Origin of the sequence: Microbacterium sp. NPDC058389 (genome assembly GCF_042722305.1) — a bacterium.
Taxonomy (GTDB): Bacteria; Actinomycetota; Actinomycetes; order Actinomycetales; family Microbacteriaceae; genus Microbacterium.
The window spans coordinates 1-18501 of sequence record NZ_JBHXJQ010000004.1; the positions used below are offsets into that span (position 1 = coordinate 1).

Genomic DNA, 18501 nt, shown 5'->3' on the forward strand with positions numbered 1-18501 from the left:
CTGCAGGAAAGGAGCGCCATGAGCGCCGCCACCACCGGAACCGCGGACCCCGCGGTCGACCGCTCGGTCGACATCGACCCCGAAGAGACCGCGGAGTGGGTCGAGTCGCTCGACGCGCTGATCGACACCCGCGGCACCGCCCGCGGGCAGCAGATCGTCCGCAGCATCGTGCAGCGCGCGGGCGCGCGCAGCGCAGGCCTCCCGCCGGTCACCACGACCGACTACGTCAACACGATCCCCGCCGACCAGGAGCCGGAGTTCCCCGGCGACGAGCAGATGGAGCGCCGCTACCGGGCGTTCATGCGCTGGAACGCCGCGGTGATGGTGCACCGCGCCCAGCGCTCCGACATCGGAGTGGGCGGGCACATCTCGACCTTCGCCGGCGCCGCCACGCTCTACGAGGTCGGCTTCAACCACTTCTTCCGCGGCAAGGACCACCCCGGCGGCGGCGATCAGGTCTTCTTCCAGGGTCACGCGTCGCCCGGCATGTACGCCCGCGCGTTCCTGGAGGGGCGCCTGAGCGAAGAGGACCTCGACGGCTTCCGCCAGGAGAAGTCGAAGGAGGGCCACGCGCTCTCGTCCTACCCGCATCCGCGCCTCATGCCGGACTTCTGGGAGTTCCCGACGGTGTCGATGGGCATCGGCCCGATGAACGCGATCTACCAGGCGCAGACCAACCGGTACCTGCACAACCGCGGCATCGCCGACACGTCCGACCAGCACGTGTGGGCGTTCCTCGGCGACGGCGAGATGGACGAGCCCGAGAGCCGCGGTCTGCTGCAGCTCGCGGCGAACGACAGGCTCGACAACCTCACGTTCGTCGTCAACTGCAACCTGCAGCGCCTGGACGGCCCCGTCCGTGGCAACGGCAAGATCGTGCAGGAGCTCGAGGCCTTCTTCCGCGGCGCCGGATGGAACGTGATCAAGGTCATCTGGGGCCGCGAGTGGGACGACCTGCTCACGCGCGATCGCGACGGGGCCCTCGTCGACCTCATGAACGTGACGCCCGACGGCGACTACCAGACCTACAAGGCTGAGAACGGCGCCTACATCCGCGAGCACTTCTTCGGGCGCGACGAGCGCACCGCCCACCTCGTGCAGGACTACAGCGACGAGCAGATCTGGAACCTCAAGCGCGGCGGCCACGACTACCGCAAGGTGTACGCCGCGTACCAGGCGGCCACCGAGCACAAGGGGCAGCCGACGGTGATCCTCGTGAAGACGGTCAAGGGCTACGGCCTGGGCGCCAACTTCGAGGGCCGCAACGCGACGCACCAGATGAAGAAGCTCACGCTCGCCGACCTGAAGTCGTTCCGCGACCTGCTCCGCATCCCCGTCACCGACGAGCAGCTCGAGGCCGACCCGTACCGTCCGCCGTACTACCACCCGGGTGCGGACGCACCCGAGATCCAGTACCTGCAGAGCCGCCGCCGCGCTCTCGGCGGGTCCGTGCCGGAGCGACGCAAGGCGCACACCGCGCTGGAGCTCCCGGGCGAGGCGGCCTATCAGGTCGCCCGTCGCGGGTCGGGCACACAGCACGCGGCCACCACGATGTCGTTCGTGAGGCTGCTGCGCGACCTCCTGCGAGACAAGGGCATCGGCGCGCGCATCGTGCCGATCATCCCCGACGAGGCGCGCACCTTCGGCATGGACTCGTTCTTCCCGTCGGCGAAGATCTACAACCCCAACGGGCAGCACTACACGTCGGTCGACCGCGAGCTGCTGCTGGCCTACAAGGAGAGCCCGGCAGGGCAGATCCTGCACGCCGGCATCAACGAGGCGGGCTCCGTCGCGGCGTTCACCTCGACCGGCACGGCCTACGCGACGCACGGCGAGCCGCTCATCCCGGTGTACGTGTTCTATTCGATGTTCGGGTTCCAGCGCACCGGCGACTCGTTCTGGGCCGCCGCCGACCAGATGACGCGCGGCTTCATCATCGGCGCGACGGCGGGCCGCACGACGCTCACGGGCGAGGGCCTGCAGCACGCCGACGGGCACTCGCCGATCCTCGCGTCGACGAACCCCGCCGTCGTCACGTACGACCCCGCGTACGGATACGAGATCGGCCATATCGTCCGCTCCGGGCTGGAGCGCATGTACGGCGGCGCGCACCCCGACCCGAACGTCATGTACTACATCACGCTCTACAACGAGCCGATCGTGCAGCCCGCCGAGCCCGAGGACGCGGACGTCGACGGCATCGTGCGCGGCATCCACCGCGTCTCGCCGCGCTCGGGCTCCGGCATCCCGTCGCACATCCTCGCGTCGGGGGTGTCGGTGCCGTGGGCGATCGAGGCGCAGCGCATCCTCGCCGACGAGTGGGGCGTCGACGCCGACGTGTGGTCGGTGACGTCGTGGATCGAGCTGCGCCGTGACGCCGTCGCCGCCGAGGAGGAGGGGTTCCTGCACCCCGAGACACCCGAGCGCACGCCGTACGTCACCGCGAAGCTCGCGGAGTCGACCGGTCCGATCGTCGCGGTCAGCGACTACACCAAGGCGCTGCCCGACCAGATCCGCCAGTTCCTGCCGAACGACTTCGCGTCGCTCGGCGCGGACGGCTTCGGCTTCTCCGACACGCGCGCCGCAGCCCGCCGGTTCTTCAAGAACGACGTGCACTCCATCGTGGTGCGCACGCTCGAACTGCTCGGACGCCGCGGCGAGGTGGCTCGGGATGCCGCCACCCAGGCGATCGCCCGGTACCGGCTGCTGGATGTCACGGCCGGCACCACCGGCACCGCCGGCGGCGATTCGTAGGCCGGACCCGAGGCCTGGTCAGGGCATCTGGCCGAGGAACTCCCGTGCGTCGACGGCCTTGCGTCGCTCCGGACGGGAGTTCTTCGGCTTGCCGCCGACGTACAGCCAGCCGAGGAGCTCCTCGTTCTTCTTGAGCCCGTGCGCCTTCGCGACCGCCTTGGCACGGGTGTAGTGGCCGGTGCGCCAGATGACGCCCCATCCCGCCTCATCGAGCAGCAGGCTCAGCAGGTGCGCGACGCCCGACGCGACCGCCTCCTGCTCCCAGCGCGGCACCTTGTGGCTCTTGCGGTAGCTCGCGACGACCGCGATCAGCAGGGGAGCGCGCAGCGGCTTGGACGACGAGCCCTTGTCGCCGTTGGCCTTGTTGATGGCGCGTCCGAGCCGCTCGCGGTCGTCACCGCGCAGCTCGATCAGCCGCCACGGATGCAGCGAAGAGTGGTCGGCCACACGACCTGCGGCCGCGACGAAGCGCAGCAGCTCATCGTGCGTGGGCGCGTCCTCGGTGACCTTGGACCACGAGCGGCGGGCGAGGGCCGCCTCCATCGCGCCCGACATCACGCCTCGTCGGGGGTGAACTGCAGCGACAGCGAGTTCATGCAGTACCGGTCGCCGGTCGGCGTGCCGAAGCCGTCGGGGAACACGTGGCCAAGGTGCGAGCCGCAGTTCGCGCAGCGCACCTCGGTGCGCACCATGCCGTGGCTGTTGTCCTCGATCAGCTGCACCGCCTCGGGGCGCACCGACTCGTAGAAGCTCGGCCACCCGCAGTGGGAGTCGAACTTGGTGCCGCTCTGGAACAGCTCCGCCCCGCACGCCGCACACGTGTACAGGCCGGCACGGCTCTCGTCGAGCAGCTCGCCGGTCCATGCGCGTTCGGTGCCGGCCTGGCGCAGCACCGCGTACTGGTCGGGCGTGAGCTCGGCGCGCCACTCCTCGTCGCTCTTGTCAACGGCGTACGTCATGGGTCCTCCTCGGCACGGCGTCGGGCCCGTGCGCAGCTTCCATTCAACCTCAGCGCGGGTGATGTCGGGCCGTCGAGCGCGTCCCGGGGCCGCTGCCCGGAACAGGCGATCCGGCTGACACAGGCCGTTGGGGCGCGCGGACGGCCCGTGTTCGCCGAAACACCTGTTCCCGGTGAGCGGGCGAGGCCGGAGGGCGGCAAGATTGCCGGGTGGATGCTGCACCCGGCGACGAGACCGCGGCCGTCGTCGAGCGGTACGCGCGGTTCGCGCGGGACGAGGCGCCCGGACGCTCGGCGCTCTACAGCGAGTGGGCGACGGGCGTCGCCGGCGACGACGTGATCGCCGGCCTCCTCGCGCGCATCCCTGCGACACGACGCCAGCCCCCGCTCGTGTTCGCCGTGACGCGCATGCTCGGCGCGCCGGAGGCCGCGTACCCGGCGTGGGCCGCGTGGGTGCGCGGGCACGCGGACGAACTGGTGGCCGAGGCATCCACGAGGCGGCTCCAGACCAACGAACCGCAGCGGTGCGCGGCGCTGCTGCCCGCCCTCGCCGGCATCGACGGCCCGGTCGCGCTGCTGGAGATCGGGGCGAGCGCCGGACTGTGCCTGTACCCCGATCGGTACTCGTACCGGTACCGGTGGAGCGACGGGGGTGCGGCGCTCGACCCGCAGGACGGCCCGTCGCGCGTCGTGCTGGACTGCGACGCGCAGGGCGATCCGCCGCTGCGACTGCCGCATGTGGTCTGGCGCGCCGGCATCGACCTGCATCCGCTCGACGCGGCCGACCCCGGCGACCGGCGATTCCTCACGAGCCTCGTGTGGCCGGGCGAGACGGGGCGCGCCGACCGCATCCGCGCGGCGCTCGACGTCGTGGCGGACGACCCACCGCTGCTCGTGGCCGGCGACGCCACCGATCCGGCCGTGCTGCGCGCGCTCGCCGCCCGTGCGCCGCGGGGCGCGACGCTCGTCGTCACGACCCCCGGGGTGCTCCCGCACATCGCACGCGAAGGACGTGCGCGGCTCGTCGCGACGATCCGGGAGCTCGACGCGGTGTGGATCACGATCGACCCTCCCGGCCTGCACGAGTGGCGGCATCCGCACGCCGGCACGGACGCGTGGGGCGGCTTCGTGCTCGCACGCGACGGCGAGGCGCTGGCGGCGGTCGATCCGCTCGGCGGATTCGTGCAGTGGCGCGCGTCGGACGACGGATCGGTGGATGCCGCGGGCTAGCGTTGCAGGGTGCCTCTGACCGACCGCGATCGCGCCCTCCTCGACTTCGAGGCCGAATGGCGACGTCACGCGGGCGCCAAGGAGGAGGCCATCCGCGCCGAGCTCGGCCTGTCGCCGGCACGGTACTACCAGCTGCTCGGCCGGCTCATCGACACGACCGACGCGCAGGAGCACGACCCGATGCTCGTCAAGCGCCTGCGTCGCCTGCGCGACGCACACGTCCGCGAGCGCAGCGCCCGCGCCGCCCGCTGACGCGGTCCGGACGGGCAGATCGCGCCGACCGGTCTGTCGTATCGGACGCACAGGCTCCGCCCGGTAACATCGACGGGTGCCGACCTCCCGTTACCCCCAGGATCGCTTCGACGACCTGCAGGACACGGATCGCGTCGGTGCACACCGGGCCGAGAACCCCCGCATGCGCGGCTGGGTCGTGCTGCTGTGGGCGGCGCTCGCGACCGTCGTGCTCATCGCCGTCGGCATCTTCGGCACGCTGATCGCGTCGGGGCGCATCGAGCTGGCGCCCACGCCGACTCCCACGGTCTCGGCCGCGCCCGAGGTGACGCCCGTCAAGGACACCACCTACGAGGTCATGATCCTCAACGCCACGCCCGAGCAGGGCCTCGCCACCCAGCTGAAGGACGTCGTCGTCGGCGCCGGCTGGGCCGAAGATGCCGTGACCGCCGGGGAGGCGGGCTCGCAGGACTTCCCGACCACCACCGTCTTCTACAGCGATGCCGCCGACGAGGCGGCCGCCAAGGGTCTCGCCGAGGCGATCGGCGGCGCCGCCACCGAGCAGAGCGACGCCTATCCCGCGTCGTCGCCCGACGTCAAGCAGCTCACGATCGTGGTGGGTCTCGACCGCACCGCCGCGGGCCAGTCGCCCACGCCCGCGCCCTGATCCGCTCCGCGTGTTTCACGCCGGTAAACACTTGTGTGCCTGCGTGTCAACAAGTGACGAAAACGCAGCGGGTGCGTCTGCGTGCCTGCATACGATGAAGCCCTGCACCGCCGGCAACAGGAGACACGCATGACCCAGGGCACCGTGAAATGGTTCAACGCCGAGAAGGGATTCGGCTTCATCACCGTCGCCGACGGCCAGGACGTCTTCGTCCACTACTCGAACATCGACATGTCGGGCTTCCGCGTGCTCGAAGAAGGACAGACCGTGGAGTTCACGGTCGGCTCCGGGCAGAAGGGCCCGCAGGCCGAGTCGGTGCGCGTCGTCTGACGCCCTCCGAGCGCGCGACGCGCTGAACGATCCGGAAACGGGATGCCGCGGCATCCCGTTTCCGTGCGTTTCGGCATCCCTCCCCGTGGCTTGCACTCGGTAGGGTCGAGTGCCAGAATGATTTAGCACTCGCGTAACTTGAGTGCTAACACCCAAAGCCAACGTTCCGGAGGGACGACACACACATGGCAAAGATCATCGCTTTCGACGAGGAGGCCCGTCGTGGCCTCGAGCGCGGCCTCAACACCCTGGCCGACGCCGTCAAGGTGACGCTCGGCCCGCGCGGTCGCAACGTCGTGCTCGAGAAGAAGTGGGGCGCCCCCACGATCACGAACGACGGTGTCTCCATCGCCAAGGAGATCGAGCTGGACGACCCGTACGAGAAGATCGGTGCGGAGCTCGTCAAGGAGGTCGCCAAGAAGACCGACGACGTCGCCGGTGACGGCACCACCACCGCGACCGTCCTCGCCCAGGCGCTCGTGCGCGAGGGCCTGCGCAACGTCGCGGCCGGCGCCGACCCCATCTCGCTCAAGAAGGGCATCGAGAAGGCCGTCGCCGCCATCACGGCCGAGCTGCTCGAGTCCGCCAAGGAGGTCGAGTCCAAGGAGGAGATCGCCGCCACCGCGTCGATCTCGGCAGCCGACCCCGAGATCGGCCAGCTGATCGCCGAGGCCATCGACAAGGTGGGCAAGGAAGGCGTCGTCACCGTCGAGGAGTCGCAGACGTTCGGCACCGAGCTCGAGCTCACCGAGGGCATGCGCTTCGACAAGGGCTACATCAACCCCTACTTCGTCACGGACCCGGACCGCCAGGAGGCTGTGTTCGAGGACCCGTACATCCTCATCGCGAACCAGAAGATCTCGAACATCAAGGACCTTCTGCCCGTCGTCGACAAGGTGATCCAGGACGGCAAGGAGCTCGTCATCATCGCCGAGGACGTCGAGGGCGAGGCTCTCGCGACGCTCGTGCTCAACAAGATCCGCGGCATCTTCAAGTCGGTCGCCGTCAAGGCCCCCGGCTTCGGCGACCGCCGCAAGGCGCAGCTGCAGGACATCGCGATCCTCACGGGTGGCCAGGTCATCACCGAGGAGGTCGGTCTCAAGCTCGAGAACGCGACCCTCGACCTGCTCGGCCGTGCGCGCAAGGTCATCGTCACCAAGGACGAGACCACGATCGTCGAGGGTGCCGGCGACGCCGCGCAGATCGAGGGTCGCGTGACCCAGATCCGCCGCGAGATCGACAACACCGACAGCGACTACGACCGCGAGAAGCTCCAGGAGCGCCTCGCCAAGCTCGCCGGCGGCGTGGCCGTCATCAAGGCGGGCGCGGCCACCGAGGTCGAGCTCAAGGAGCGCAAGCACCGCATCGAGGACGCCGTCCGCAACGCGAAGGCGGCCGTCGAGGAGGGCATCGTCCCCGGTGGTGGCGTCGCGCTCATCCAGTCCGGCAAGAAGGCGCTCGACGCCCTCGAGCTGTCGGGTGACGAGGCGACCGGCGCCAACATCGTGCGCGTCGCGATCGAGGCCCCGCTCAAGCAGATCGCCCTCAACGCCGGTCTCGAGCCGGGCGTCGTCGCGAACAAGGTGTCGGAGCTCCCGAGCGGCAGCGGCCTCAACGCCGCCACCGGCGAGTACGGCGACATGTTCGCCCAGGGCATCATCGACCCCGCCAAGGTGACCCGCTCGGCGCTGCAGAACGCCGCGTCGATCGCCGGCCTTTTCCTCACGACTGAGGCCGTCGTCGCCGACAAGCCGGAGAAGGTCTCGGCTCCGGCCGGCGACCCGACCGGTGGCATGGACTTCTGATCCAGCCCCTTCGCTGACGCGATCCGCGGATGCCCCGGCCCTTCTGGGTCGGGGCATCCGCCGTTTCCGGGGGACGGTCACGGGTCAGCGGAACAGGCTCGTCGCCGCCAGCTCGGTGTCGGCGTACTGGCGACCCGCAGCGGCGAGGGCGGCATTGATGCTCGCGAGCGACTCCTCGACCTGACGCTGCGTTCCCCGCCACTGCTCGACCACCCCCGCGAACGCGACCGACGCCGACCCCGTCCACGACGACTGCAGCTGGGTCAGCTGCGCGAGCATCGCGCCCGACTCGGCCTGCAGCCGGTCGATCGTGCCGCGCACCGACGCGGTGGACGTGAGGATCGAATCGCTGTCGACGGTGAAGACGGCCATGGGGACTCCTAGTGTGCACGCGGCGGCCGGATGCCGAACCCGCTGTGCCCGCCACGCTAGGGGCCGGTGCGGCGCAGGGGAGCGGCATCCCTCCGATCCGGGGATCGCTTGGGAGAACCCGGGCGCGATGACGTGCTGGGGAGGAGGCGCGCCGGGTCAGCCGGAGAGATCGGTGAGGCGCTGCAGCGGCTGGGTGGGGATCGAGGCGTGCTCCGCGGCCTCGCGCGCGTCGGCCAGGGGGAACGACACCCGGAACGTCGCGCCGCCGCCCGGCGTGTCGACGACCCCGACGGTGCCGTGCAGCGCCTCGACGATCGACGCGACGATCGACAGGCCGAGGCCCGACCCGCCGGTCTCGCGCGTGCGCGACGTGTCGGCGCGCCAGAAGCGCTGGAAGATCTTCTCCTTGATCTGGTCGGGCACGCCCTCGCCGTGGTCGACGACCTCGATCCAGCCCAGGCGGCTCGTCGGGTCGACGCCGACCCGCAGATCGATGGGGGAGTCCTCGGCGGAGTAGCGCCGGGCGTTGCCCAGGAGGTTCGTCACGACCTGGCGGATGCGATTCTCGTCGCCCAGCACGATCGGCACGAGCGCGTCGGCCGGCGCGGTCGGCTCGGGCTCGGGCACGAGCGGCGGCAGCTCGGCCGCACCGCCGTTCGCCTGCGACGCGGGGAGCGGCTTGGGGCGTCGGCGCAGCATCGAGAGCGTCGCACCGGCGCGGGAGATCGCTGACGGCGGGGTGCCGCGGCGCTTGGACTCGGGTGTCGCGACGGCACCGGTCCCGGTCTCGGGCTCGCGCTCGAGGTCCACGAGCGTCGTGTCGAGCACGGTGACGGGGCGCATCGGGGCGGCCGCACGGACGTCCAGTGCGGCATCCCTCGCCACCGGGCGAAGGTCGACCGGGACGATCACGACGTCACGGCGCTCGTCCAGGCGTGCGAGCGCGAGCAGGTCCTCGACCAGCACGCCCATGCGGATCGCCTCCTTCTCGATGCGGTCCATCGACTGCGCGACCTGTTCGTCGCCGCGCACGGCGCCCATGCGGTACAGCTCCGCGTAGCCGCGCACCGTCACGAGGGGCGTGCGCAGCTCGTGGCTCGCATCGCCGATGAACCGTCGCATCTGGCGCACCGTGGCGTCGCGCTGCGAGAGCGCGCCGTCGACGCGGTCGAGCATCGCGTTGATCGCGGTCTTGAGGCGCCCGACCTCCGTGGTCTTCGGCTCGATGTCGGTCATGCGCTGGGTGAGGTCGCCGGCGGCGATGAGATCGGCGGTGGCCTCGACCTGGCCGAGGCTGCGGAACGTGAGGGTCACCAGGAACCGCGTCGCGAAGGCGCCGGCGATGAGGATCACGAGCGCCAGGATCGAGTAGATGCCGAGGTACTGCGCGATCGTGCGGTTCACGGGCGCGAGCGACGACGCGACGAGCTGCGGGTAGAGCAGTCCGCCGCCGTACTGCTGCACCGAGACCGTGGCGCGGAACGTCGCCTCGCCGTCCGCCGAGGTGAGCTCCCGGATCTGACCCTGCTGCGACTGCGCCTCGGTCAGCGACAGCGTCTCGGGCACTACGGGCTGCGGACCGCCGCGCCCGCCGACGAGGGCGAGCATCTTGTCGCCCTGGTTGGGGTCGTACACCGCGACGAAGTAGTCGACACTGACCGTGTTCTCTTTCGAGGTCACCACCAGGTGCCCGTCGACCGACGAGAAGTCCAGCAGCGGTGCCGCGGCTTCCGTCCCCGCCAGCGACTGCAGCTGTGTGTCGACGCCGTCGATCAGCGAGTTGCGCAGGAACACCGCAGTGCCGACGCCCGCCGCGATGAGCCCGACCGCCAGGAGCGCGACAGTGACCCCGGTGACCTTCGCGCGCAGACTGGTTCCGCGCCACCACCGGGTGATCGCGTCAGGCTTCTGCGCCAGGTCGCCCCCCTTGCTGGACCGCCGTGACTAGGCGGTCTTGCCGGCCTTCAGCATGTAGCCGAAGCCGCGCTTCGTCTGGATCAGCGGCTCGGTCGAGTGCGGGTCGATCTTGCGGCGCAGGTACGAGATGTAGCTCTCGACGATGCCGGCGTCGCCGTTGAAGTCGTACTCCCACACGTGGTCGAGGATCTGCGCCTTCGACAGCACGCGGTTGGGGTTGAGCATGAGGTAGCGCAGGAGCTTGAACTCGGTGGGGCTGAGGTCGATGCTGACGTCGCCGACCTGCACGTCGTGGGTGTCCTGATCCATCGTGAGCTCGCCCGCGCGGATGACCGACTCCTCGTCGGCCTGCATCGTGCGGCGCAGGATGGCCTGGATGCGGGCCACGATCTCGTCGAGACTGAAGGGCTTCGTCACGTAGTCGTCGCCGCCGGCGTTGAGGCCGGTGATCTTGTCCTCGGTCTCGTCCTTCGCGGTGAGGAAGAGGATCGGGGCGGTGTATCCGGCGCCGCGGAGACGCTTGGTGACGCTGAACCCGTTCATGTCGGGGAGCATCACGTCGAGGATGATGAGGTCCGGCTCCTCCTCGAGCACCGCCGAGATCGTCTGGGCGCCGTTGGACACGGCCCGGACCTGGAACCCGGCGAATCGCAGGCTCGTGATCAGCAGGTCGCGGATGTTCGGTTCGTCGTCCACGACGAGGATGCGCGGTGCGGTCATGGGCCCATTATGTCGGCGGAATCCTTGCCGCGCCTGGATATCGGCGACATGCCCGCGAATTCGATCAGGGTGCCGACGCGCGGATCTCGACGCAGCAGCGCCCTTCGGCGGGGGCCAGGACGGGGGTTCTCGGGTCGTCGGTGGCGGCCGCGAGGCCGCGGACGAGCTCCAGGTTCGCGCCGCAGATGAGGGCGGTGTGACGGCTCGCGAGCACGTGGAAGGGGCAGTTCTCGAGCACGAGATCGCGGGATGCCTCGCCCGCGGGCTCCGGGGCGCGCGGGTCGTATCCGCACACGGAGAGGGCATCCTCGAGCCGGTCCGCCCCGGCACCGATCGCCGCCCCCGCGGCGAACGCCTCGGTCGCGAGGGCGTCGCGGAGAGGGATGCCGGTGGCGTCGGCGCGCTCGGCGGCAGAGGCCAGGAGGTCACCGACGAGCTCGTAGTGGCGCTCGGGGATGGAGGCGGCGAGTTCGGCGGCCGTGGCGCGGTAGAGCTTCGCGGGGCGCCCGGCGCCGGGACCGGTGCGCCCGGTGCGCCGGACATACGAGACGGTCAGGAGGCCGGCATCCACGAGTCTGTCGAGGTTGAGCGCCGCGGTGCTGCGCGGGATGCCCAGGGTGGTGGCCGCCTCGTCGCGGCTGACCTCGCGTTCGGCGGCCAGGCGGTACAGGGCGCGCCGCTGCGGATCGACCAGCGCGGCGATGGCGTCGGCACGGTTCGGTGTCGGAGGCAGCGGCGAGGATGTGGCCACGGGGTGAGTCTACCTCTAAAAACATAAACCTTGACAAAAGAAATCGTCGGCTCTAGCGTCGGGCTCAGACGCAGTTCCGGCGCACGCGAAGGAGCACGACATGTCGACGACGGCTCAAGCGACCGCGCTGCACGCGCTCCCCGACGCGGACGCGCCCGACCGCGAGCGCGCGATGGCGGCCGTGGCCGACCTGCTGAGCGCGCTCGGTCAGGACCCCGACGCCGGCGATCTCGCGGACACACCGCGACGGGTCGCCGACGCGTTCATCGAGCTGCTCACGCCCGAGCCGTTCGAGATGACGACGTTCCCGAACGAAGAGGGCTACGACGAGCCGGTCGTGGTCCGCGGCATCCCGTTCGTGTCGCTGTGCCGTCACCACCTGCTGCCGTTCCGCGGCACCGCCACCGTGGGCTATCTGCCCGGCGATCGCCTCGTCGGGCTCTCGAAGCTCGCTCGCGTCGTCGCCCACCATGCCCGCGCCCTTCAGGTCCAGGAATCCCTGACGATGCAGATCGCACGCACGCTCGACGACGCGCTCGTCCCCCGCGGGGTCGGCGTCGTGATCGAGGCCGAGCACCTGTGCATGTCGGTGCGAGGCGTGCGGGCGGACTCCGCGACGACCACGACCACGTCGTTCCGCGGCGAGTTCGCCCGCGACGTGGCGCTGCAGTCCCGTTTCGGCGGGGCCTGAGCGGCCTCGGCGCACACCCACGAGAGGAGTCGGTATGCCCCACATGCTGATCATCGGCGGAGGGCTCGCCGGCGGCACCGCCGCCGAGGCGCTGCGTGACGAAGGCTTCGACGGCGACATCACGGTCGTGGCGGGCGAGGCCCACCCGCCGTATCAGCGGCCGCCGCTGTCGAAGGGGTACCTCGGCGGGACGGAGGGCGCGGATGCCGTCATCCTCCACCCTGCGCAGTGGTACGCCGACCACGGCATCCGCCTCGTGACCGGCGTGGCGGCGACGGTGCTCGAGCCGGACGCGCACGCGGTGCATCTCGACGACGGCGAGCGACTGCCCTATGACGCGGTCCTGCTGGCGACCGGAGCGACACCTCGCATGCTCCCGCTCGCCGGTCACGACCTCCCCGGCGTCATGACGCTGCGCCGGCTGGACGACTCGGATGCCCTCGCCGCACAGCTGCGCGACGGCGGTCGTCGCCTCGTCGTGATCGGCGCGGGCTGGATCGGCATGGAGGTCGCGGCCACCGCGCGAGGTCTCGGCAACGACGTCGCGATCCTGGAACAGGGCGCCGTGCCGCTGGAGGCCGCGCTCGGCCCCGACATGGGCGAGGTCTTCGGCCGCCTGCACCTCGACCACGGCGTCGACCTGCGCACGTCGGTCGGCGTCGACCGCATCGTCGGCCACGGTAGGGCCGGAGGCGTCGTCGTCGACGGCGAGACGCTCGCCGCGGACCTCGTGCTCGTCGGCGTCGGAGCCGTGCCGAACACCGCGCTCGCCGAGGCGGCCGGCCTCGACCTGCAGAACGGCGTGCTCACCGACGCTGCGCTGCGCACGAGTGCGCCGGACGTCTTCGCCGCGGGGGATGTCGCGAACGCGTTCCACCCCGTGCTGCAGCGACATCTGCGCAGCGAGCACTGGGCCAACGCCCTGAACGCGGGCAAGGTCGCCGCGCGGTCGATGCTCGGGCTGCCGGCATCCTTCGACGACATCCCGTACTTCTACACCGACCAGTACGACCTCGGCATGGAGCTGTCGGGCTACGCTCCGCTCATGTCGGATGCGGAGATCCTCGTGCGAGGCGACGTCGAGGCGCGCGAGTTCATCGCGTTCTGGACCGACGGCTCGTCCGCAGACGAGAGGGGCCGGGTGGTGGCGGGCATGAACGTCAACGTGTGGGACGTCAACGAAGACGTGCAGGCGCTGATCCGATCGGGCGTGCGGATCGACCCGGACCGGCTGCGGGATCCTGCGGTGCCGCTCGCGGAGCTGCTGTCGTGACGGCGCTCGGCAGCGGCGTGCTCGCGGGCTGCGTCCTCGACGTGCCGGGCGGAGCGCTCGACCTGGCACGGCACATCGCGGTGATGGCGATCGTGAACCGCACGCCGGACTCGTTCTACGACCGCGGCGCGACGTACGCGCTCGACGCGGCCGTGGCCGCAGGCGTCGCAGCGGTCGAGGCGGGTGCCGAGATCGTCGACGTGGGCGGCGTGAAGTTCGCGCCCGGGCCGCCGGTGCCCGTCGAGGAGGAGATCGCCCGCGTCGTGCCGGTGGTGCGCGAGCTGGCACCGCTCACCCGCGTCAGCGTCGACACCTTCCATCCCGAGGTCGCCGCTGCCGCCATCGAGGCGGGCGCTGCGATCGTCAACGACACGACCGGGCTCCACGATCCTGCGATGGCCGATGTGGTCGGGGCCGGCGGGGCCGGCGTCGTGATCGCCCACAGCCTCGCGGCGCCGCGGACGCAGCATCCACTCCCGCACTATGACGATGTCATCGGCGACGTCGCGGCGTTCCTGTCGGCGCGCCGCGACCTGGCGCTGGAGCGCGGCGTGCCGGCGGAGCGCATCGTGCTCGATCCCGGGCACGACCTCAACAAGAGCACGCGGCAGACGCTGGAGCTCACGCGGGGGCTCGACGAGCTGGCCTCGCTCGGCTCGCCGCTGCTCGTGGCGCTGTCGAACAAGGACTTCGTGGGTGAGACGCTCGATCGCGAGCGCGGCGACCGGCTGCCGGGCTCCCTCGCTGCGGCGGTGTACTGCGCGCTGCATGGCGCGAGGATCATCCGCGCCCACAACGTGCGCGAGACGGTCGATGCGATGCGCATGGTCGAGGCGATCCTGGGCTGGCGCGAACCCGCGTACGAGCTGCACAACACGCGCCCCGAGGGGAACGACTGACATGCCCGCCCGGTCCGAGCTGTTCGACGCGTACGCGCTGCAGGGCCGCGACAGCACCCGCGTGCGGATGAACTTCGTGTCGTCGGCCGACGGTGCCGTCACCCTCGGCGGGCGCAGCGGCGCGCTGGGCGGCGTCACCGACCGCGCGCTGATGCAGGTGCTGCGCGCGATGGCCGATGTGGTGCTCGTCGGGGCCGGCACGGTGCGCGCGGAGGGCTACGGCGATCTGCGCGTGCGCGCCGAGGATGTCGAGTGGCGTCGGGCCCACGGGCTGGAGGACCAGCCCGCTCTCGCCGTGGTGAGTGGCGGACTGCACCTGGACCCGGGCGATCCGGTGTTCGCCGAGGCCGTGCGACGCCCTGTGGTCGTGACGACGGATGCAGCGGCGAATGCCCGCGGGGCGCTCTTCGAGCCGGTAGCCACGGTCCTCGCCTGCGGTCTCGAGGTCGTCGATCTCGGCATGGTGCTCGAGGCGTTCGCCCGCCGCGGCTGGACGCAGGTGCTGTGCGAGGGCGGTCCGCACCTGTTCGGCGCTCTGCTCGCCGACGGCCTCGTGGACGAGGTGTGCGTCACCGTCGCGCCGCGGTTCGTCGGGGGAGACGCGGGGCGCATCGTGCAGGGGGCGGCCGAGGGTGACCGCCGGTTCGCGCTCGCCGGCGTCGTCACCGACGACGAGGGCTTCGCGTTCCTCCGGTACACCGCGGGGTGAGCACTTGGTCAGCCGACCGCCGGTGCGCGATCAGGGACCCACCGCGGCCCGCACGGCGAGCGCGACGGTGGGGCGGATCGGCGCATCGGGCGCGACCGTGAGGCGGTTGACGATGATGCCGGCGCTCATCGCCAGGAGCGCGCGGGCGCCGTCGTCCGGATCGGATGCTCCGAGCCTGACGAGCTGATCGCGGGTCCACTCCTCGAACAGTGATCGCTGGGCGTGCACCGACGGCCCGACGCCGGGTGCGGCGGCCGTCTCGAGGAAGAGGGCGTAGCGTGCCCGCGTGCGCACGGCGTGGGGTCCGGTGGCGTCGGCAAGCAGTCCCGTCAGCGCCTCGACGACGTCGTCGGAGGTCTGCGCGGGCCCAATGGCGGCGACGAGCTCGGTGCGCTCCTGCTCGGCGATCCAGACCAGCACTCCCGCGACGAGCGCGTCGCGGGTGCGGAACCAGTTCGAGGTGGAGCCCTTCGGAAGCCCGGCCTGCGCATCGACGCGGGCATGGGTGAGTGCGCGGACGCCCTGCTCGCCGACGAGCGTGACGGCTGCCGCGAGCGCTCGGTCACGGGTGACTGCCATGACCCGACCCTAGCACTACGTTCGTAGTGACATTGCACTATGAACGTAGTATCGTGTGCGGCATGGGATACGCGGTGATCCTGGCCTGGCTGATCCAGGCGGCAGTGGGCGCGACGCTCCTGGTGTCGTGGGCGCGGCACGCTCGGGGGCGCGATGCCGGCCTCGTGCTGACGCACGTGACCATGATGATCGGGTTCCTCGTGCCGTGGACCGCCTTCGTGGCGACCGGTGTCGTGGCGTGGGCCTGGGCGGGTTTTGCGATCCTCCTCGTCTTCATCGGCTTCGGAGACGCCACGATGGTCCGCCGGGCGAGAGCGGTCACCGGTGTGTCCGAACCCGGTGCGCGCGACTACTGGCGCGCGGTGCGTGTCGCGCTGAAAGGACGGCTGGGGTGGCGCGTGACCTTCCACGCGCTGTTCGCACCCGTGGTGTTCTTCGGTTCGCTCGCGGTGTGCATCATCGCGACCGTCGCCGCGTGAGGGGATGCCGCGGCCTTCCGCCGTGGGCGGGGCCGCGGCATCCACGCGTCACGGCTGTGCGGGATCGTGCGACCAGGCCGCGATCTCGTTGCCCGCGGGGTCGACGAAGTGGAACCGCCGGCCGCCGGGGAAGGGGTAGATGTCGTGCCGGATGCTGCCACCGGCGGCCACCACGCGCTCCTTCGTGGCTTCGAGGTCGTCGACGAAGAGGACCGTGAGCGCCGCTCGCTGCTGCATCGCGTCGGCCGAGCCGTTGAGGCCCAACGTGACGCCGCTGTCGGCCGTGTCGGCGTAGGCGTCGCCGTACGCGGTGAACGTCCACCCGAAGGCCGACTCGTAGAACGTGCGGGCCGCCGACAGTGCGGCCGCATCGGCGGCGGGCAGCTCGACGAGGTCGATGCGATTGTTCTGGGGCATGGGTCAGGTCTACCGGCTGCCTCCGACATCGACCCGTGCCGGCCTCCGCCTCCGTCGGCGTTACGCCGCGAGGGAGTGGGCGTCGAGGATCGTGTAGGCGTACCCCTGCTCGGCGAGGAACCGCTGGCGGTTCTGCGCGAAGTCCTGGTCGACCGTGTCGCGGGCGATCAGGGTGTAGAAGCTCGCGGTGTGGTTCGACTGCTTCGGGCGCAGCAGGCGACCGAGGCGCTGGGCCTCCTCCTGACGGGACCCGAACGAGCCCGACACCTGGATGGCGACGGATGCCTCGGGCAGATCGATGGAGAAGTTCGCGACCTTCGACACGACGAGCACCGAGATCTCCCCGACGCGGAACGCCTGGTACAGCTGCTCGCGCTCGTCGACCGGGGTCTGGCCGGTGATCTTCGGAGCGTTCAGCGCCTCCGACAGCACGTCGATCTGGTCGAGGTACTGGCCGATGATGAGGATGCGCTCGCCCTCGTGGCGGTCGACGAGCTGCTTGACCACGCCGATCTTGGCGGGAGCCGTGGCGGCGAGGCGGTAGCGCTCGTCGTCGGCGGCGGCCGCATACTCGAGGCGGTCGTACGCGGGCAGGTCGACGCGCACCTCGTAGCAGACGGCGGGGGAGATGAAGCCCTGGGCCTCGATCTCCTTCCATGGCGCGTCGAACCGCTTGGGGCCGATGAGGCTGAAGACGTCGCCTTCGCGGCCGTCCTCGCGCACCAGCGTCGCGGTGAGGCCGAGCCGGCGTCGTGCCTGCAGATCGGCGGTCAGCTTGAACACGGGCGCCGGAAGCAGGTGCACCTCGTCGTAGACGATGAGGCCCCAGTCGAGCGCGTCGAGCAGCGCCAGATGGGCGTACTGGCCTTTCCGCTTCGCCGTCAGGATCTGGTACGTCGCGATCGTGACCGGCTTGATCTCCTTGGTCTGACCCGAGTACTCGCCGATCTCCTCGGGCGTGAGCGTCGTGCGCTTGAGCAGCTCGTCGCGCCACTGCCGGGCGCTCACGGTGTTGGTCACCAGGATGAGCGTCGTCGTCTTGGTCTCGGCCATCGCGGCCGCGCCGACGAGCGTCTTGCCTGCGCCGCAGGGCAGCACCACGACGCCTGAGCCGCCGTCGGTGAAGATGTCGACCGCGTGCCGCTGATACGGCCGGAGCGTCCAGCCGTCCTCTTCGAGATCGATGGGATGCGGGGTGCCGGGCGTGTAGCCGGCGAGATCCTCTGCGGGCCAGCCGATCTTGAGCAGCTCCTGCTTGATCTGGCCGCGCGCCCAGGCGTCGATCACGAACGCGTCGGGGGACGGATGGCCGATCAGCAGCGGCTGGATGCGCTTGTTCTTGGACACCTCGGCGAGGACGGCGGCATCCGTGGACCGCAGGATGAGCTCGCCGCCCGAGCCGTCCTCGGCGATCGGGGCGCGCTCGATGACGAGGCGGCCGTACCGGCCGACGGTCTCGGCGATGTCGATCGACACAGACGGGGGCACGGGGAAGCGCGACCACTTGTCGAGGGTGGCGAGCATGCCCTCGGCGTCGTGACCCGCCGCGCGCGCGTTCCACAGCCCGAGGCGTGTGATGCGGTACGTGTGGATGTGCTCGGGGGCGCGTTCCAGCTCCGCGAAGATCGCGAGCTCGTGGCGCGCGCTCTCGGCATCGGGATGCGCGACTTCGAGCAGCACCGTGCGGTCGCTCTGGACGATGAGGGGTCCGTCAGCCAT

Annotated in this window: 20 protein-coding genes; 11 read left to right on the plus strand and 9 right to left on the minus strand. The window is 70.9% G+C overall.

Annotated elements, in window-relative coordinates; genetic code table 11:
- The first annotated feature begins 18 nt into the window (after positions 1–18).
- Positions 19–2754, plus strand: a complete 2736-nt coding sequence (gene aceE, locus ACFWJ8_RS06825) for a pyruvate dehydrogenase (acetyl-transferring), homodimeric type (RefSeq protein WP_378810097.1) — start codon at positions 19–21, stop codon at positions 2752–2754.
- 18 nt (positions 2755–2772) lie between these two features.
- On the opposite strand, the gene ACFWJ8_RS06830 is transcribed toward aceE, so the two are convergent.
- The gene (locus ACFWJ8_RS06830; protein ID WP_378810098.1) at positions 2773–3309 is read right to left on the minus strand and encodes a nitroreductase family protein; all 537 of its coding nucleotides are present in this window, start codon (positions 3307–3309) and stop codon (positions 2773–2775) included.
- Positions 3309–3713: a peptide-methionine (R)-S-oxide reductase MsrB gene (gene msrB, locus ACFWJ8_RS06835; RefSeq protein ID WP_378810100.1), complete on the minus strand. Its 405-nt coding sequence runs from the start codon at positions 3711–3713 to the stop codon at positions 3309–3311. Before msrB ends, ACFWJ8_RS06830 begins: the two co-directional genes overlap by 1 nt.
- Before the next feature lie 209 nt (positions 3714–3922).
- Here msrB and ACFWJ8_RS06840 point away from each other — a divergent pair, with 209 nt between their 5' ends.
- The 5 genes from ACFWJ8_RS06840 (at position 3923) to groL (ending at position 7975) form a co-directional block, all read left to right on the plus strand.
- Positions 3923–4942, plus strand: coding sequence for a DUF2332 domain-containing protein (locus ACFWJ8_RS06840; RefSeq protein ID WP_378810102.1), 1020 nt, complete (start codon positions 3923–3925; stop codon positions 4940–4942).
- A gap of 9 nt (positions 4943–4951) precedes the next feature.
- The gene (locus ACFWJ8_RS06845) at positions 4952–5194 is read left to right on the plus strand and encodes a DUF3263 domain-containing protein (RefSeq protein ID WP_378810104.1); all 243 of its coding nucleotides are present in this window, start codon (positions 4952–4954) and stop codon (positions 5192–5194) included.
- A 76-nt stretch (positions 5195–5270) separates the two neighbouring features.
- Complete coding sequence (locus ACFWJ8_RS06850; RefSeq protein ID WP_378810105.1) at positions 5271–5840, plus strand: LytR C-terminal domain-containing protein; 570 nt, start codon at positions 5271–5273, stop codon at positions 5838–5840.
- 129 nt (positions 5841–5969) lie between these two features.
- Entirely contained in the window at positions 5970–6170 is a 201-nt protein-coding gene (locus ACFWJ8_RS06855) for a cold-shock protein (RefSeq protein WP_045298154.1), read from the plus strand.
- Between the two features lie 185 nt (positions 6171–6355).
- Entirely contained in the window at positions 6356–7975 is a 1620-nt protein-coding gene (groL, locus tag ACFWJ8_RS06860) for a chaperonin GroEL (RefSeq protein WP_378810106.1), read from the plus strand.
- A gap of 84 nt (positions 7976–8059) precedes the next feature.
- On the opposite strand, the gene ACFWJ8_RS06865 is transcribed toward groL, so the two are convergent.
- From ACFWJ8_RS06865 to ACFWJ8_RS06880, 4 genes are all read right to left on the minus strand, one after another.
- Positions 8060–8347 carry a WXG100 family type VII secretion target gene (locus tag ACFWJ8_RS06865; RefSeq protein WP_378810107.1) on the minus strand — a complete coding sequence of 96 codons (288 nt, stop codon included), beginning with the start codon at positions 8345–8347 and terminating at the stop codon, positions 8060–8062.
- Between the two features lie 156 nt (positions 8348–8503).
- Positions 8504–10141 (minus strand): sensor histidine kinase, encoded by a 1638-nt coding sequence (locus ACFWJ8_RS06870; RefSeq protein ID WP_378810109.1) that lies wholly within the window; start codon positions 10139–10141, stop codon positions 8504–8506.
- A gap of 150 nt (positions 10142–10291) precedes the next feature.
- Complete coding sequence (locus tag ACFWJ8_RS06875; RefSeq protein ID WP_018172550.1) at positions 10292–10984, minus strand: response regulator transcription factor; 693 nt, start codon at positions 10982–10984, stop codon at positions 10292–10294.
- A 64-nt stretch (positions 10985–11048) separates the two neighbouring features.
- Positions 11049–11735, minus strand: a complete 687-nt coding sequence (locus ACFWJ8_RS06880) for a helix-turn-helix transcriptional regulator (RefSeq protein WP_378810110.1) — start codon at positions 11733–11735, stop codon at positions 11049–11051.
- 100 nt (positions 11736–11835) lie between these two features.
- Between ACFWJ8_RS06880 and folE the strand changes: the two genes are divergently transcribed.
- Genes folE through ACFWJ8_RS06900 form a run of 4 tightly spaced genes read left to right on the plus strand, consistent with a single transcriptional unit; the run spans position 11836 to position 15307 of the window.
- A complete protein-coding gene (folE, locus tag ACFWJ8_RS06885; RefSeq protein ID WP_378810111.1) occupies positions 11836–12426 on the plus strand; it encodes a GTP cyclohydrolase I in 591 nt (196 codons plus the stop codon).
- 34 nt (positions 12427–12460) lie between these two features.
- Positions 12461–13699 (plus strand): NAD(P)/FAD-dependent oxidoreductase, encoded by a 1239-nt coding sequence (locus ACFWJ8_RS06890; RefSeq protein WP_378810113.1) that lies wholly within the window; start codon positions 12461–12463, stop codon positions 13697–13699.
- A complete protein-coding gene (gene folP / locus ACFWJ8_RS06895; protein WP_378810115.1) occupies positions 13696–14598 on the plus strand; it encodes a dihydropteroate synthase in 903 nt (300 codons plus the stop codon). Before ACFWJ8_RS06890 ends, folP begins: the two co-directional genes overlap by 4 nt.
- Before the next feature lies 1 nt (position 14599).
- Positions 14600–15307 (plus strand): pyrimidine reductase family protein, encoded by a 708-nt coding sequence (locus ACFWJ8_RS06900; RefSeq protein ID WP_378810117.1) that lies wholly within the window; start codon positions 14600–14602, stop codon positions 15305–15307.
- 30 nt (positions 15308–15337) lie between these two features.
- Here the strand turns inward: ACFWJ8_RS06900 and ACFWJ8_RS06905 are convergent, their stop codons facing one another.
- A complete protein-coding gene (locus tag ACFWJ8_RS06905) occupies positions 15338–15886 on the minus strand; it encodes a TetR/AcrR family transcriptional regulator (protein WP_378810118.1) in 549 nt (182 codons plus the stop codon).
- A 62-nt stretch (positions 15887–15948) separates the two neighbouring features.
- Between ACFWJ8_RS06905 and ACFWJ8_RS06910 the strand changes: the two genes are divergently transcribed.
- Positions 15949–16365, plus strand: a complete 417-nt coding sequence (locus ACFWJ8_RS06910) for a hypothetical protein (RefSeq protein WP_378810120.1) — start codon at positions 15949–15951, stop codon at positions 16363–16365.
- A gap of 48 nt (positions 16366–16413) precedes the next feature.
- Here the strand turns inward: ACFWJ8_RS06910 and ACFWJ8_RS06915 are convergent, their stop codons facing one another.
- Positions 16414–16782, minus strand: a complete 369-nt coding sequence (locus ACFWJ8_RS06915; protein ID WP_378810122.1) for a VOC family protein — start codon at positions 16780–16782, stop codon at positions 16414–16416.
- 60 nt (positions 16783–16842) lie between these two features.
- Complete coding sequence (locus ACFWJ8_RS06920) at positions 16843–18501, minus strand: DNA repair helicase XPB (RefSeq protein WP_378810124.1); 1659 nt, start codon at positions 18499–18501, stop codon at positions 16843–16845.